This window comes from Lysinibacillus sp. FSL W7-1291 (assembly GCF_038593415.1).
Taxonomy (GTDB): Bacteria; Bacillota; Bacilli; order Bacillales_A; family Planococcaceae; genus Lysinibacillus; species Lysinibacillus fusiformis_D.
The window spans coordinates 4,054,707-4,070,445 of record NZ_CP151994.1 but is presented as its reverse complement, the minus strand read 5'-3'; the positions used below and the strand labels follow the sequence as shown (position 1 = coordinate 4,070,445).

Genomic DNA, 15,739 nt, shown 5'->3' with positions numbered 1-15,739 from the left:
GAAATTGTAACAAACACATTTATTTTTTAAGTTTTTTTATAGGCTTAATAACTTGGTTAAGTTATTAAGGGCGCACGGCGAATGCCTTGGCACTAGGAGCCGAAGAAGGACGGCACTAACACCGATATGCTTCGGGGAGCTGTAAGTGAGCTTTGATCCGGAGATTTCCGAATGGGGGAACCCACTACGTTTAATCGCGTAGTATCTTGACGTGAATACATAGCGTCTTGAAGGCAGACCCAGGGAACTGAAACATCTAAGTACCTGGAGGAAGAGAAAGAAAAATCGATTCCCTGAGTAGCGGCGAGCGAAACGGGAAGAGCCCAAACCAAGAGGCTTGCCTCTTGGGGTTGTAGGACACTCAATACGGAGTTACAAAAGAGCGAGTTAGATGAAGCGACTTGGAAAGGTCCGCCAGAGCAGGTAAAAGCCCTGTAGTCGAAAGTTCGTTCTCTCCTGAGTGGATCCTGAGTACGGCGGAACACGTGAAATTCCGTCGGAATCCGGGAGGACCATCTCCCAAGGCTAAATACTACCTAGTGACCGATAGTGAACCAGTACCGTGAGGGAAAGGTGAAAAGCACCCCGGAAGGGGAGTGAAAGAGATCCTGAAACCGTGTGCCTACAAGTAGTTAGAGCCCGTTAATGGGTGATAGCGTGCCTTTTGTAGAATGAACCGGCGAGTTACGATTACGTGCGAGGTTAAGCTTTAGAAGGCGGAGCCGCAGCGAAAGCGAGTCTGAATAGGGCGAAATAGTACGTGGTCGTAGACCCGAAACCAGGTGATCTACCCATGTCCAGGGTGAAGGTAAGGTAACACTTACTGGAGGCCCGAACCCACGCACGTTGAAAAGTGCGGGGATGAGGTGTGGGTAGCGGAGAAATTCCAATCGAACTTGGAGATAGCTGGTTCTCTCCGAAATAGCTTTAGGGCTAGCCTCGTGATGAGAATACTGGAGGTAGAGCACTGTTTGGACTAGGGGGCCATCCCGGTTTACCGAATTCAGACAAACTCCGAATGCCAGATATTTATACACGGGAGTCAGACTGCGAGTGATAAGATCCGTAGTCAAAAGGGAAACAGCCCAGACCACCAGCTAAGGTCCCAAAGTAATCGTTAAGTGGAAAAGGATGTGGCGTTGCACAGACAACCAGGATGTTGGCTTAGAAGCAGCCATCATTTAAAGAGTGCGTAATAGCTCACTGGTCGAGTGACGCTGCGCCGAAAATGTATCGGGGCTAAACGATTCACCGAAGCTGTGGATTGACATCTACGATGTCAGTGGTAGGAGAGCGTTCTAAGTGCGTTGAAGTCAGACCGGAAGGACTGGTGGAGCGCTTAGAAGTGAGAATGCCGGTATGAGTAGCGAAAGACGGGTGAGAATCCCGTCCACCGTATGACTAAGGTTTCCTGAGGAAGGCTCGTCCGCTCAGGGTTAGTCGGGACCTAAGCCGAGGCCGATAGGCGTAGGCGATGGACAACAGGTTGATATTCCTGTACCACCTCCTCACCGTTTGAGAAATGGGGGGACGCAGTAGGATAGGGTAAGCGCGCTGTTGGTTATGCGCGTCCAAGCAGTAAGGCGTGTGTGTAGGCAAATCCGCACACTGTAACGTTGAGCTGTGATGGCGAGTCCGTATGGACGAAGTTCCTGATTTCACACTGCCAAGAAAAGCCTCTATCGAGGTGAGAGGTGCCCGTACCGCAAACCGACACAGGTAGTCGAGGAGAGAATCCTAAGGTGTGCGAGAGAACTCTCGTTAAGGAACTCGGCAAAATGACCCCGTAACTTCGGGAGAAGGGGTGCTCTTGAGCGTGCAAGCGCATGAGAGCCGCAGTGAATAGGCCCAGGCGACTGTTTAGCAAAAACACAGGTCTCTGCAAAACCGTAAGGTGACGTATAGGGGCTGACGCCTGCCCGGTGCTGGAAGGTTAAGAGGAGTGGTTAGCGCAAGCGAAGCTGCGAATTGAAGCCCCAGTAAACGGCGGCCGTAACTATAACGGTCCTAAGGTAGCGAAATTCCTTGTCGGGTAAGTTCCGACCCGCACGAAAGGCGTAACGATCTGGGCACTGTCTCAACGAGAGACTCGGTGAAATTATAGTACCTGTGAAGATGCAGGTTACCCGCGACAGGACGGAAAGACCCCGTGGAGCTTTACTGTAGCCTGATATTGAATTTTGGTACAACTTGTACAGGATAGGTAGGAGCCAGAGATCTCGGAGCGCCAGCTTCGAAGGAGGCGTCGGTGGGATACTACCCTGGTTGTATTGAAATTCTAACCCATGCCCCTTAGCGGGGCAGGAGACAGTGTCAGGCGGACAGTTTGACTGGGGCGGTCGCCTCCTAAAAGGTAACGGAGGCGCCCAAAGGTTCCCTCAGAATGGTTGGAAATCATTCGTAGAGTGTAAAGGCACAAGGGAGCTTGACTGCGAGACCTACAAGTCGAGCAGGGTCGAAAGACGGGCTTAGTGATCCGGTGGTTCCGCATGGAAGGGCCATCGCTCAACGGATAAAAGCTACCCCGGGGATAACAGGCTTATCTCCCCCAAGAGTCCACATCGACGGGGAGGTTTGGCACCTCGATGTCGGCTCATCGCATCCTGGGGCTGTAGTCGGTCCCAAGGGTTGGGCTGTTCGCCCATTAAAGCGGTACGCGAGCTGGGTTCAGAACGTCGTGAGACAGTTCGGTCCCTATCCGTCGTGGGCGTAGGAAATTTGAGAGGAGCTGTCCTTAGTACGAGAGGACCGGGATGGACACACCGCTGGTGTACCAGTTGTCTTGCCAAAGGCATCGCTGGGTAGCTATGTGTGGACGGGATAAGTGCTGAAAGCATCTAAGCATGAAGCCCCCCTCAAGATGAGATTTCCCATTACGCAAGTAAGTAAGATCCCTCAAAGACGATGAGGTAGATAGGTTCGAGGTGGAAGTGTGGTGACACATGGAGCTGACGAATACTAATCGATCGAGGACTTAACCAAAAACGTTTGAACCATTCAATGAACCGTTTATCCAGTTTTGAAAGAATAATTTCTTTTATGAAGGGTTTCAAAATACGAGTAGTTCGAGGAAGCAATGGAGAGAGGAAAGGAGCGTACTCAAGTACGTGACTGACTGAAGGACAGAAGCTGACGAAGAAATGCGATGTATATTGAAAGCCGACCATAGTCTAGTGATGATGGCAAAGAGGTCACACCCGTTCCCATACCGAACACGGAAGTTAAGCTCTTTAGCGCCGATGGTAGTTGGGGGCTTCCCCCTGTGAGAGTAGGACGTCGCTAGGCAATAGAAACAGTCAGCTGTATGCTGACTGTTTTTTTATTTCCGTTTATGACTGTTGCTATATTCTATCCAGAAATCAGCATTTTTAATTCCAACTTCTCTTGGATCAAAAATAGGATCGAGACCAGCCTTTTTTTGTCGATCATAATCTCGCAAAACTTGAATGGCTGGTTTGGTTAATAATACAATCGCAATAAAGTTTAAATAACTCATACTTCCGAATCCAATATCTCCAAGCCCCCACATAAGACTGACCGATTGTACACTTCCGACATAAACAACGAGTAAGAAGATTATTTTTAATACTAATTTCAAAATGGGGAAGCGTAGCTTATTATCTAAATAAACAATTGTTGTCTCTGCAATATAGTAGTATGCCATTAGAGTGGTGAATGCGAAGAGGAAGATGGCAATAGCCACGAATCCACTTCCAAAATCATGGAATACTGTAGATACTGCTGCTTGTGTATAAGCAGTACCTGCCACGACGCCTGGGATATTTTCAACTAACGGTGCCGTTGTTCCAGGAGGAGTAACATTATACATACCTGTAATGAGAATCATTAATGCTGTAGCAGTACATACAATGATTGTATCAATATAGATTGAGAAACCCTGAACTAAACCTTGTTTAGCAGGATGAGATACTTCAGCAGCAGCAGAACTAAATGTTGCTTCTCCAGCTCCAGCTACATTTGAAAATACGGAGCGTCTTACACCCCAGGCGATTGCAGTACCAACTATACCCCCAAAGATTTCATTAGTACCAAAAGCACTTGTAATAATAAGTTTAAGCATATCTGGAATTTCACTCACATTAGCCCCTAATATGATAAGTGTTAAAATGACGTAGGCAAGTGCCATGATAGGAACAATTTTGTCAGCAACACGAGCTATACGTTTAACACCACCAAATATGATTAATCCCAAAAGAACAACAATCACCGCGCCTGTTATAAATGGTGGAATATGAAAAGCAGTATTAAATGAAGTGGCAATTGTGTTTGCCTGGATCCCAGGCACTAGAACACCATATGAAAGACAGATAACAAACGCAACAAATATAGCAAAGCCTTTTAGTTTTAAACCCTTTTCGATATAGTATGGTGAACCACCACGATACTGACCATCAGCCTTTTCTTTATATAATTGGGCAAGGGTAGATTCTATAAATGCACTTGCACCCCCTAGAAATGCCATAACACCCATCCAAAATACTGCGCCTGGTCCACCAGCAGCAATGGCCGTAGCCACACCTGCGATATTACCAACACCAACTCGTCCAGACAATGCCATACAAAAAGCTTGGAACGACGAGATTCCTTCTTTTGATTCTTTACGTTCACGTAATAAACGAATCATCTCAGGAATATAACGAAATTGAACAGCTTTTGTCAGGATGGTAAAGTAAAGACCCACACCTAATGCTAAGTATACGAGTGCATTCCCCCAAATATAATCGACCAATGTATTAACGATTGTCTCCATAGATTTTCCCCCTTGTTTTCTTCAATCAAAACCCGAAATTCCCACCCAAGAAATTGTGTACTATACAGCAGCATCCATTTTGTCACACAAATCAGTAATTCAATATTATGGAAGGTACATATATGGCATATTGTTTAAGAATCAAAACCTCCTTTCACGATTTTTAATCACATCATATGTATTGCATGTTTTATGCCATAAAGCAAAAAAGCCTTTTACTCATGAAGATGAGAAAAAGACTTTTATTCTTTAATAGGCATTTTTAATGAATCGTAAGCGGTCCAACAGATTCATCCCAAATTTGTTTCATCTGTTGACGACCGGCTGAAATTTCAGGATGAAATTGAATATGTGCAGTAGCTCTTGTTTTTTCAACATCTTGGATAGCAAGCTTAATATCATACTTTGAGGCTCCTGCATTGAGACGTTGAGCAATTGTAAGGCCAGCAACTTTTCCTTGTGCTAATGCTACCTTGGCTCCTTCAATGCCCGTAATATTTCCAGCGACATACAACCCCTCTAAATTAGTTTCCATTTGTTCATTATGTAAAGGAATGAACCCACCTAATTCTTCGATATAATGGAATGGACAACCAGCTAAAGAGGCAAGTTCTGCTAAAGGGTATAGGCCGCCAGCGATACAAATAAAATCTGCTTTGATTCGTTGTTCGCTACCTTTAACAAGAGAGCCATCTGTATTCACTGTTGCTAAAACGACCCCTTCAACTTGATCTTTACCGACGATTTCAATAACAGCTTTACGCAACATAATAGGTATATCCCACATTTTCACACCATTTTTGGGATAAAAGGAAATACCGAGCTTTTTCATAAAGTCATTTTTCATCAATTTGCTGCCCATTTTAACAAGAGGGGAGGGAGCCATATGAGCTACATGTAATAAGGAGTTCATAACTTCTAAAGGATTACTATTCTTCTTCGCTAACAAGTTAGAGGGAGGTAATGTGATAGCTGCTACTTGAACCCCTGCTAATTGTAATTCCATCGCAATAGCAGAAGATAGTACATTGACCCCGACAATGACTCCCCGTTTACCAGGCTTCACACGATGCACATTTGTCATTACTTGTGCTGCTCCAACAGACATTACACCTGGTAGAGTCCAGCCTGGAATTGGGAAAGGTGATTCGGCAGCTCCAGTAGCTAATAGCAGATGTTGGGTACGAAATATACCTTTGGTTGTGTGGATGATCCACGTTTGATCCACTTTTTCTAAATCGGATACACTTGTTTGTAGTAAAAATTCAACATTGACTGCTTTAGCTCGTTTTAATAAACGTTCAGATTCCACAATACCATTCCACCATGTTCCTGGCTTCTCTTCATATAATTGTCCAAGTAATCGCCCGCCAGCATATAAATATTCATCGATAACAAGGACAGCAATATTTTTTTCCGCCAATGTAATGGCCGCCGCAAGCCCGGCAGGACCAGCTCCAATTATAATTACTTTATTATTCATGGTTCTTCCTCCAGTCCCTTACTGTCGTAGGAAGCGGCTGCCCACTTTTTACAACCATCCCATCTGAAATAGGGGTTAAGCATGCTCGCTCGCCGTCCAAGCCGTTTATATTGACACGGCATTCAAAGCAGTGACCAATATTACAATAAATGCCTCGAGGCTGCCCTGTTTCTTCGTGCAAACGTAAAGTGCGGATTCCTTGTACTAGCAATGCAGCAGCTAGGGATTCACCTTTGTAACCTTCAATTACCTGATCGTCAAAAGTAAAAGTTATTTTTTCTTTTTGGATTAAATTCCCTAAAACGGGGTGGGTAATTATACGTTCTGTCATGATTTAACCTCCCCTAAATCGGAGAATCGCACTGGTCGAATGGGTGCCTGATGTTTTAATGAAATTTCATCATTTGTACGTGGATGATGAAGATGAGCAATATTATCTACCATAGTACGGCATGTACGGCCACCGCAATAGCCCATTCCTGCACGTGTTCGTAACTTCAGTTCTCGTGCAGAGCACTTATATTTTGATGCGCTTTCTATTAATTCATCGTAACTAATTTCTTCACAACGACATACAATCATCGATTTATTTTGCATAGTTCCACCTCTACTATATGAAATACTTTCCATACTAGATAATGCAAAAACTATGCCAGAAAAAAGAAAGTCGCTAAGAAAATGATTTTATAGACATATGTGAAAGTAGTGTATAGAAACATTGACATTTATTTTAAAAAGTTAGACATCTATGTTTAATTTTTTTAATCGATTGTATAAAGTGGCACGAGTAATGCCTAAGTTTTTAGCGCATGTTTTTTTATTACCATTTACTTTGGCAAGCTGTTCTAAAATAATTTCCCGTTCATAATGTTCAAGTTGATTGTTAAGCTCTGTCCCTAGAGGAAAATCCCTCTTAACTTCCAACTTTTCATCTTTTGGCATAGCTGCTAAAATATCCGTAGGTAAGTCTTCCATATGAATGGCTCCCTCATCAGAAAATACAACAAGTCGCTCAATAACGTTAGATAATTCCCGTACATTGCCTGGCCATTGGTATTTTAAAAGAACATTGGCTATTTCAGTTGGGATTCCTTGAATAGGTCGATTATATTTAATCGATTTTTCATATAAGAAATAATTGCTGATTTCTAAAATATCTGATGCTCGCTCTCGAAGCGGGGGAACTGTGAAATTCACCACATTCAGTCGATAATATAAATCCTCTCTGAATTTTCCTTCTGCCACTAATTGCTTTAAATCTCTATTAGTAGCAGCTACTAAATTAAATTCAACGTCCATTTCCTTTGTACCGCCAACTGTATAAAACGTTTTTTCCTGTAGCAATCGCAAAATCTTTACTTGCATTTCTAGCGGCATTTCACCAATTTCATCTAAAAATAAAGTACCTCCACGTGCAAGCTCTACTTTACCTTTTTTTCCTTTTTGATGGGCTCCAGAAAAAGCTCCTTTTTCATAACCAAATATCTCACTTTCAAATAAGCCACTAGGAATGGCTCCACAATTGATAGCGACAAATGGTGCTTCAGGCTTTTCTCGAATGGCATGAACTGCACGTGCAAACAGTTCTTTACCAACTCCACTCTCTCCGTAAATTAAAATATTTGCCTCGGTTTCTGCTACCTTTTTTACTTTTTCTAATACTTCTTTAAGCTTTGGACTATTGCCACGAATAAGTGTAAATGGATCATAGGCTAAGCCATTAGTATTCATCTGTTTCTCTAAATTCAATAATTTTTCAGATGTAAGATGAAGCTCTTCGTTTAATTTTTTGACATGGGTAATATCAGTTTCAGCAACGACTGCCCCAATTGTCTTATCATGCAGCATAACAGGGTTTGAATTGATCATGACGACGAGATCTTCCCGAGGAAAATGCTGCTGTTGATAAACAGATTTTCTATGCTGTAAAGTATGTAAAATTTCTAGTTGATCTTCTTTGAAAAATTGAGTGATGGGCTTTCCAATAATATTTTCTCCAGACACAGAAAAAATGCTTTCTGCTCCCTTCGTCCAATAAACAACATTTTGTTCAGCATCAATGACAGTACATGATTCATTTATTGTGTCTAAAATGGTTTGTAAATAAGCATTGCCACATTCTAATTCATAGGCAAGATCGTATACTAAGGACTCTCTCCATAAATATCCTAAATATTGTTTTTCCTCACTACAAACTAGTAAAAATTCATATTCCTTCATATATTCAATAGCTATGTTGAGTGGGCAATCCAACTGGATGGTATGACAAGCAACATAGTGAACATCATTTTTTCTTTTACCGCGCATTGTTGCATAGGGTTTATTATTTTCAAGCACAAAATATTGTTTGCTGTCATCGTTTATTTTGGACACTATATCGTCAGTAGAAATAATAGCAAAGTTACGTTTTAATATTTTATTCATTATTAAATGATATGGATGCAATGTAAGTCCCCCCTCATTATTTATTTGTCAAATTATTTTGAATAATATAAATAATTTTGACACATAGTGACTAGTTTATCAAACAAATTCCAATAAGATAGATTGGCATGTTTTTTGCATCATACAGTCATGAATAGAAAAGGAGGGGAGAGACATGAAGAAATCCCATCATGATATCGTCATTATTGGCGGTGGCATTATTGGTGGAGCAATTGCTTATTATTGTGCAAAAGCGGGCCTTGATATCACAATACTTGAAAAAAATGAACTTGCGAGTGGTACTTCTTCTCGCTGTGATGGCAATATTTTAGCTATTGATAAAGATCCTGGCTTTGACAGTCAAATGTCTTTAGTCAGTCAAAGATTAGTACATGAGTTAAATCGAGAGTTAGATATGAGCTTTGAATATCGGAATCCTGGCAGCATTCTTGTTTGTGAAAGTGAGCTAGAGATGGAGGCTGCTCAGCAGTGGGTTAATCGTCAACGGGAGGCGGGTTTAGATTTTACAATGTTAGATCGTGAGGACTTGCGGAATGAGTCAAAATACTTTGCAGATGACTTATACGGTGGATTGGAATGTAAAACCGATTCAACAGTGAACCCATATATGCTGACATTTTCTATGTTCCACTCAGCTGAAAAGTTAGGGGCAAAGATAAAAAAACATACAGAAGTCAAAAATATTACGAAACAGCCAGATGGTACATTTTTACTTGAAACGAATGAGGGATGGATAACAGCAAATAAAGTAATTAATGCTTGTGGAATTTGGGCACCGTTTATTGGGCAAATGCTGGGTGTTGATATTCCAATTAAACCTCGCAAAGGACATATTCTTGTCGCATCACGTCAGCAACTAGTAGGGCTAAGAAAAGTGATGGAATTTGGTTATTTAATTTCAAAATTTGGTGGAGAACGTAAAGTGGATGTGGATATTGAAAAATACGGAGTAGCGTTAGTGTTTGAGCCGACAGAGGCACAAAATTTTTTAATAGGAAGTAGTCGCGAATTTGTAGGCTTTGACACGAAGGTGAATCATGATGTGGTGAAAATGATTGCTAGACGTGCTGTACGTTTTTATCCAAAAATCGCTGATATGTCGATTATTCGTACATATGCAGGGTTAAGACCATGGACGGAAGATCATTTACCTATTATTTGTGAAGTAGAAGAAGTGCCTGGTTTCTATATTGCGGCAGGTCATGAAGGAGATGGAATTAGCTTGGCTGCAGTTACTGGGAAGCTTATCCAAGAATTACTACAGTACAAAGATACATGCATTCCTACTGAACCAGTTCATCTTAGTCGTTTCCAGAAAGGAGTACTTCACAAATGAAATTTCAAAAGCTCTTTACAACAATTGATACCCATACAGGCGGGAATCCAACACGTTCATTAATAAGCGGTATGCCTAAGCTTGAAGGCAAAACAATGTCTGAAAAAATGTTATTTATGCAAGAGAATTTTGACTGGATTCGAAAATTTCTTATGAATGAACCACGAGGACATAGTGTGATGTCAGGTGTTATCATTACAGATCCTTGCCATCCCGAAGCAGATTTTGGAGTGATTTATATAGAAACAGGTGGTTACTTGCCGATGTGTGGACATGACACAATAGGCGTTTGTACAGCACTTATTGAAGCAAATTTAATAGAGGTTAATACACCTTATACAAACATAAAATTGGACACACCTGCAGGTTTAATTGATGTAAAGATTAAAGTAGTGGATGGCGTAGCGAAGGAAGTGACATTTAAAAATGTACCATCCTTTCTATTAAAAACGATTGAAATAAATGATTCTGAATTAGGTGTAGTGGAATGTGAAATAGCTTATGGAGGGAACTTTTACGGCATTATAGATGCTAGAAAAATCAATCTAAACTTAGCTGTAGACAATTCAACGAAAATTATTAACACAGCTATTCGTCTCCGCAATGCTGTGAATGCTAAGGAAGATATTGTCCATCCAGAATTCCCATTTATCCATGGACTTACACATATTGAGTTTTATACAGACCCAGTCAATCCATTAGCAGATTTAAAAAATACAGTTGTTGTTCCGCCAGGAGGGATTGACCGTTCCCCTTGTGGCACTGGTACATCCGCAAAAATTGCTACACTCTATTCAAAAAATGAGCTCGCTCTCAATGAGTCCTTCGTCTATGAAAGTATTGTGGGGACAATGTTTAAAGCACGTGTACTAGAAGAAGTAGCTATTAGTGGCCTAACCGCTGTTATTCCAGAGGTAACAGGATCTGCCTGGGTTATGGGTATGCATCGATTCTTTTACAATAATCAGGATCCACTGAAAGAGGGCTATTTGATGATTCCGCCAATGGATCACTAAGGGAGGATAAGCATGAATTTTCATAAGTCTTTTCAAACGATCGATACACAAGTAGTGGGAGAAGCCTTTCGTATTATTGTGCAATCACCAATCATACTTGCGCATGAAAATATTACGGAAGCGGCTCATGCTTTAAATACGCAATTCGAAGATACAAAACAATTGCTTCTGAATGAACCTAGAGGACACCGTGGAATGAATGGCTGTCTTGTTTTACCATCAGCTATTGCATCCTATCGACTATTATTTTTCCAACATTCGGCTTCTACAAATTTTAAGTATGAAGCACTTGTAGCCACAATGACAGCGTTGATTGAGCAAGGAATAATAGAGCTTTCAAGAGATAATATTTACTCTATTGAAACAGTAAAAGGTGTTTATGAAGCCTATGTAAAACTTTCTGAACCGAAAGATACTGTTTTATCAGTTCATTTGACATTGAAGCCAGCGCATATAGAAGGTGACGAAGTAATTATCGATAATGAGCGCCGCTACTTTGTTGTAGAAAAACCACATCAATTAAAGGCAATTGTTCTAGATGAATTAGCAGAAATCAGTACGTGGGGATTACTAGAAAGTGAGAAATATAGTACAGCGGATGGTGTCATTATGTATGAACAGCTGGACAGTTCAGTACGGTCAGTTACCTTTGAGCGAGATGGCTATATATTACGTTCACCTGGTGTGGACAGTACATTGGCGTTACTAGCAGTTTTAGGGGAAGAAGCTGTCAAAAAAAATGACAGTATTTTTGGTAGCAGCATTGAAATTAGTCAAAAGCATGAAGCTGGCTATGAAATTGCATTAACAGGATATATCACAGGAATCCATCAATTTGTAGTGGACCGTGAAGATCCTTTGCAGCATGGATTTATCATAGTGTAATAAAAGAGGATAGAGGAGGAAAAAAGATGAAAAAATTAGAAGGTGTATTTCCGGTATTAGTAACACCAATGAAAAACCAAACGGACATTGATTGGGATGGTTTCCGTCAAAATATTGAACATTTTATTGAAGCAGGGGTAACAGGTATTGCTATTAACGGTAGTACAGGCGAATTTGTAAGTTTAACGAAAGAAGAACGGTTTAAAGCAGTAGAAGTAGCTGTAGATCAAATTAAAGGGCGAATTACATTGATTGTTGGTACAGCTGCTGAGACAACTGCAGAGGCTATCACCTATACACAGCAGGCTGAACTGGCCGGCGCAGACGCAGCATTATTGATTAATTCCTATTATGCACACCCAAAAGATGAGGAAATATATGTTCATTTTAAATCAGTAGCCGAATCTGTAAGCTTCCCTATTATGATCTATAATAATCCGTTTACTTCGGGGGTAGATATTGGTTTAGAAACGATTTTAAAAGTAGGTAGAGATGTTCCAAATATTACACACATTAAGGAATCGAGCGGCAGTATTGGAAAAGCGCGTGATATCGTACGTCAAGGCCAAGATAATATTAAAGTATTTTGTGGTTCAGAGGACTTAGCCATAGAATCATTTTTAGTTGGGGCTGTTGGGTGGATTTCTGTATCTGGAAATATTGTGCCAGAGCTTGTCACAAAGTTATATAGTCAAGTAAAAGAAGGAAATTTAGAGGCAGCTTGGGCAATTTATGATCGTTTATTACCTTTATGTGCATTTTTAGAGGGATCAGGTAAATATGTACAAATCACTAAACGTGCAATGGAACTAAAAGGATGGGCAGGGGGACCATGTCGTCTACCACGACTCCCACTAACAGAGGAAGAAGATGCCCAACTTAAAGCAATTATGACTAATTTAGACGTACTGGCAATTGAACATTATTAATGCAAAGGGGGATGAATGATGGAGGCAGTGTTGACATTAAAACCACAAGTAAAGGAATTTCTACAGTCCACAATCGGCTTGTATATCGACGGTGAATACATGCAAGCTCAATCAGGTAAAACATTGAATGTTCTAAATCCTGCTAATGAAGAGGTCATCGCTGTAGTAAGCGAAGCACAGGCAGAAGATATTGATCTTGCAGTAGAAGCTGCTCAAAAAGCATTTGATGGTGCATGGTCAACGATGGAGGCAGCTGAACGCTCACGAATTATTTATAAATTGGCAGATTTACTAGAAGAACATCGTGAAGAGCTAGCACAGCTTGAATCAATAGACAATGGTAAACCATATCAAACTGCTCTCGCAGATGATGTGGATGGCACTGTTCAGCATTTCCGTTATTATGCAGGGTGGGCGACAAAAATTACAGGACAGACTGTACAAGTATCCAAGGATTACTTAAATTATATTGTACATGAGCCTGTTGGTGTTGTAGGTCAAATTATTCCTTGGAATTTCCCTCTTGCAATGGCGGCATGGAAGCTAGGCGCAGCGTTAGCTGTAGGGTGTACGATTGTCATCAAACCAGCGGCTGAAACGCCATTATCATTATTATATGTAGGGCAATTAATGAAACAAGCTGGTTTTCCAAATGGTGTAGTAAATATTGTATCGGGTACGGGAGAAGCTGGAGAAGCTATTGTTACACATAAAGGTGTAGCTAAAGTAGCCTTCACTGGATCAACAAAAACTGGAATCCACGTGATGAAAAAGGCAGCTGATGAAGTGAAAAGTGTAACATTAGAGCTTGGAGGGAAATCTCCTGCTATTGTGTTACCAGATGCAGATGTACAGGAAGCAATAGAGGGAACTTTTGCTGGAACGATGTACAATCACGGCCAAAACTGTAGCGCATGTACACGAGTATTTGTGCATAGTAGTCTATACAATCAATTTGTTGAACGACTTGCAGAAAAGGCTAAGGCATTGAAGGTAGGACCAGGACTAGATCCGGAAACAGAAATGGGCCCGTTAGTGTCACAAAAACAATTAAATACAGTCCTTGGTTTTATTGAAAAAGGAAAAGAAGAGGGTGCTCGCTTAGTAGCTGGTGGTAATCGAGCACTCCAAAAGGGATTTTTTGTACAACCAACTATCTTTGCTGATGTACAGGACACGATGACGATTGCTCAGGAGGAGATTTTCGGACCTGTTATGTCTATTCTATCGTTTGAAACAATAGAAGAAGTGATCGTGCGTGCTAATAATAGTAAGTATGGACTTGCTGCAAGCATTTGGACAGAAAATGTAAAAAAAGCACATTATATTGCTAGTAAACTACAGGCAGGAACAGTATGGATTAATGATTTTGGCTTAGAATGGGAAACGATGCCATTTGGTGGCTATAAACAGTCAGGTATTGGTCGTGAAATGGGCGGCGAATATGGTTTGTCCAATTATACTGAGGTGAAAAGTGTATTTGTCAATATGAAGCAATAATAAGTGAGTCTGCTTTAAATTTGTTTAGATGGAAAAGGAGCTACCCCCAATAGATAGCTCCTTTTCTCATTATTTAAACTGGTTTATTTTACGTCTAGCAGAGGAAGGTATGTTCATGTCCTCGCGATATTTGGCTATGGTACGACGAGATATTTCAATTCCCAACGCAGAGTTAAAATACTCAGCTATTTTTTGATCAGAGAAGGGCTTTGCTTTATTTTCAGATTTTATATAGTCTGACAGCAATGACTTCACCTTTATTTGCGACACACTATGACCATTTGCTGTTGACAATTTAGAGGTGAATAATTCTTTTAATTCAAATGTGCCAAAAGCAGTTTGTACATATTTATTCGTTGTAATGCGGCTAACCGTTGATTCATGAACATCTATTTGGTCAGCAATTTCACGCAACGTAAGTGGTTGCATGGCATCAAAGCCATATAGAAAAAACTTCTTTTGTTTTTCAATAAGTGCCTTCATGATATTGATCATTGTATTTCGACGTTGTTCAATGCTGTTAACTAACCAGTGGTAGTCAGTTAAGTGTTTTTTAAAATAACTCTTCTCTGAGGAATGCGTTTTTATATAAGGAAAGTAGTCAGCGTGAATATTAACTTTTGGTAAATAATAATCATTTAACGAAAAGGTAATCCCACCATCAACGATATCAACAATGATATCTGGTATCGTCATATGTACCAACTCTTGATAAAATAATGAGCTCAGCTTTGGCTGTAGTGATTGTATAAAAAGATAGATCATTTGTAAGTCACTTAGCGATATATCCAGCTCTTTTGAGATTTGTTTCCACTTCTTATTGGCAAGCTCTTCTAGATAATTAGAAATAACGGTTTCAGCATGAGCAGGGCTGTTATGACAATAAATGGTTTGCAATAGTAAACATTCCTTCAAATTGCGTGCACCAATTCCTAAGGGACCAATTGTTTGTAATAAATGAATGCCCTTTTCAATTTCTAGGTCATTATAAGACGTTTGTGTTGAATGCTCATAATAACCATTGTCATCTAAATGATAAATAATATGTTTTAAGAGTTGAATGTCCTTTTCGTTAGAAAATGTTAGCCTGACCTGTTGGAATAGTTCATCACGAACATTTTTTTCACATTTTGTGGCAAGATGCATAATATCAAGATGTCTGCTACTCATTTTTGGAATCTGTAGATGGTCTTTAAGTGTTGGTTCACTTAATTCAATTAAAGGATTAACGAGTTCTTGTTCACGTATATATTGTTCTAATTCCTGAGTTGAATATTGGAGTAGCTCGATTGCCTGACGAAGTTGGGCAGACATAACGATTTGTAATTCTTGTGTTTGCTTAATAGAAAGTTGCATAATAAAACCTCGATTCTC

General features: G+C 40.5%; 11 protein-coding genes and 2 rRNA genes. 7 read left to right on the top strand and 6 right to left on the bottom strand.

Annotated elements, in window-relative coordinates; genetic code table 11:
• Positions 1-54 precede the first annotated feature (54 nt).
• Both NST76_RS19735 and rrf read left to right on the top strand, forming a co-directional pair.
• A 23S ribosomal RNA gene (locus tag NST76_RS19735) occupies positions 55-2,982 on the top strand.
• Between the two features lie 187 nt (positions 2,983-3,169).
• A 5S ribosomal RNA gene (rrf, locus tag NST76_RS19730) occupies positions 3,170-3,285 on the top strand.
• A gap of 34 nt (positions 3,286-3,319) precedes the next feature.
• On the opposite strand, the gene NST76_RS19725 is transcribed toward rrf, so the two are convergent.
• The 5 genes from NST76_RS19725 to NST76_RS19705 form a co-directional block, all read right to left on the bottom strand.
• Positions 3,320-4,771, bottom strand: coding sequence for an alanine/glycine:cation symporter family protein (locus tag NST76_RS19725; protein ID WP_342544381.1), 1,452 nt, complete (start codon positions 4,769-4,771; stop codon positions 3,320-3,322).
• Positions 4,772-5,033: 262 nt separating this feature from the next.
• Complete coding sequence (locus tag NST76_RS19720) at positions 5,034-6,254, bottom strand: FAD-dependent oxidoreductase (protein WP_089934205.1); 1,221 nt, start codon at positions 6,252-6,254, stop codon at positions 5,034-5,036.
• Entirely contained in the window at positions 6,247-6,585 is a 339-nt protein-coding gene (locus NST76_RS19715) for a (2Fe-2S)-binding protein (protein WP_036119074.1), read from the bottom strand. Before NST76_RS19715 ends, NST76_RS19720 begins: the two co-directional genes overlap by 8 nt.
• Positions 6,582-6,851, bottom strand: coding sequence for a (2Fe-2S)-binding protein (locus tag NST76_RS19710; protein WP_058843564.1), 270 nt, complete (start codon positions 6,849-6,851; stop codon positions 6,582-6,584). Before NST76_RS19710 ends, NST76_RS19715 begins: the two co-directional genes overlap by 4 nt.
• A 141-nt stretch (positions 6,852-6,992) precedes the next feature.
• Complete coding sequence (locus NST76_RS19705; RefSeq protein ID WP_342504380.1) at positions 6,993-8,699, bottom strand: sigma 54-interacting transcriptional regulator; 1,707 nt, start codon at positions 8,697-8,699, stop codon at positions 6,993-6,995.
• Positions 8,700-8,853: 154 nt separating this feature from the next.
• Here NST76_RS19705 and NST76_RS19700 point away from each other — a divergent pair, with 154 nt between their 5' ends.
• Genes NST76_RS19700 through NST76_RS19680 form a run of 5 tightly spaced genes read left to right on the top strand, consistent with a single transcriptional unit; the run spans position 8,854 to position 14,365 of the window.
• The gene (locus NST76_RS19700) at positions 8,854-10,035 is read left to right on the top strand and encodes an FAD-dependent oxidoreductase (protein WP_036119068.1); all 1,182 of its coding nucleotides are present in this window, start codon (positions 8,854-8,856) and stop codon (positions 10,033-10,035) included.
• Positions 10,032-11,051 carry a proline racemase family protein gene (locus NST76_RS19695; protein ID WP_058843565.1) on the top strand — a complete coding sequence of 340 codons (1,020 nt, stop codon included), beginning with the start codon at positions 10,032-10,034 and terminating at the stop codon, positions 11,049-11,051. Before NST76_RS19700 ends, NST76_RS19695 begins: the two co-directional genes overlap by 4 nt.
• Before the next feature lie 12 nt (positions 11,052-11,063).
• Complete coding sequence (locus NST76_RS19690) at positions 11,064-11,936, top strand: proline racemase family protein (protein WP_089934207.1); 873 nt, start codon at positions 11,064-11,066, stop codon at positions 11,934-11,936.
• Between the two features lie 26 nt (positions 11,937-11,962).
• Positions 11,963-12,865 (top strand): 4-hydroxy-tetrahydrodipicolinate synthase, encoded by a 903-nt coding sequence (gene dapA, locus NST76_RS19685; RefSeq protein WP_058843566.1) that lies wholly within the window; start codon positions 11,963-11,965, stop codon positions 12,863-12,865.
• Between the two features lie 18 nt (positions 12,866-12,883).
• Positions 12,884-14,365 carry an aldehyde dehydrogenase family protein gene (locus tag NST76_RS19680; protein ID WP_342545311.1) on the top strand — a complete coding sequence of 494 codons (1,482 nt, stop codon included), beginning with the start codon at positions 12,884-12,886 and terminating at the stop codon, positions 14,363-14,365.
• Between the two features lie 69 nt (positions 14,366-14,434).
• On the opposite strand, the gene rpoN is transcribed toward NST76_RS19680, so the two are convergent.
• Entirely contained in the window at positions 14,435-15,721 is a 1,287-nt protein-coding gene (gene rpoN, locus NST76_RS19675; protein WP_036119053.1) for an RNA polymerase factor sigma-54, read from the bottom strand.
• Positions 15,722-15,739 lie beyond the last annotated feature (18 nt).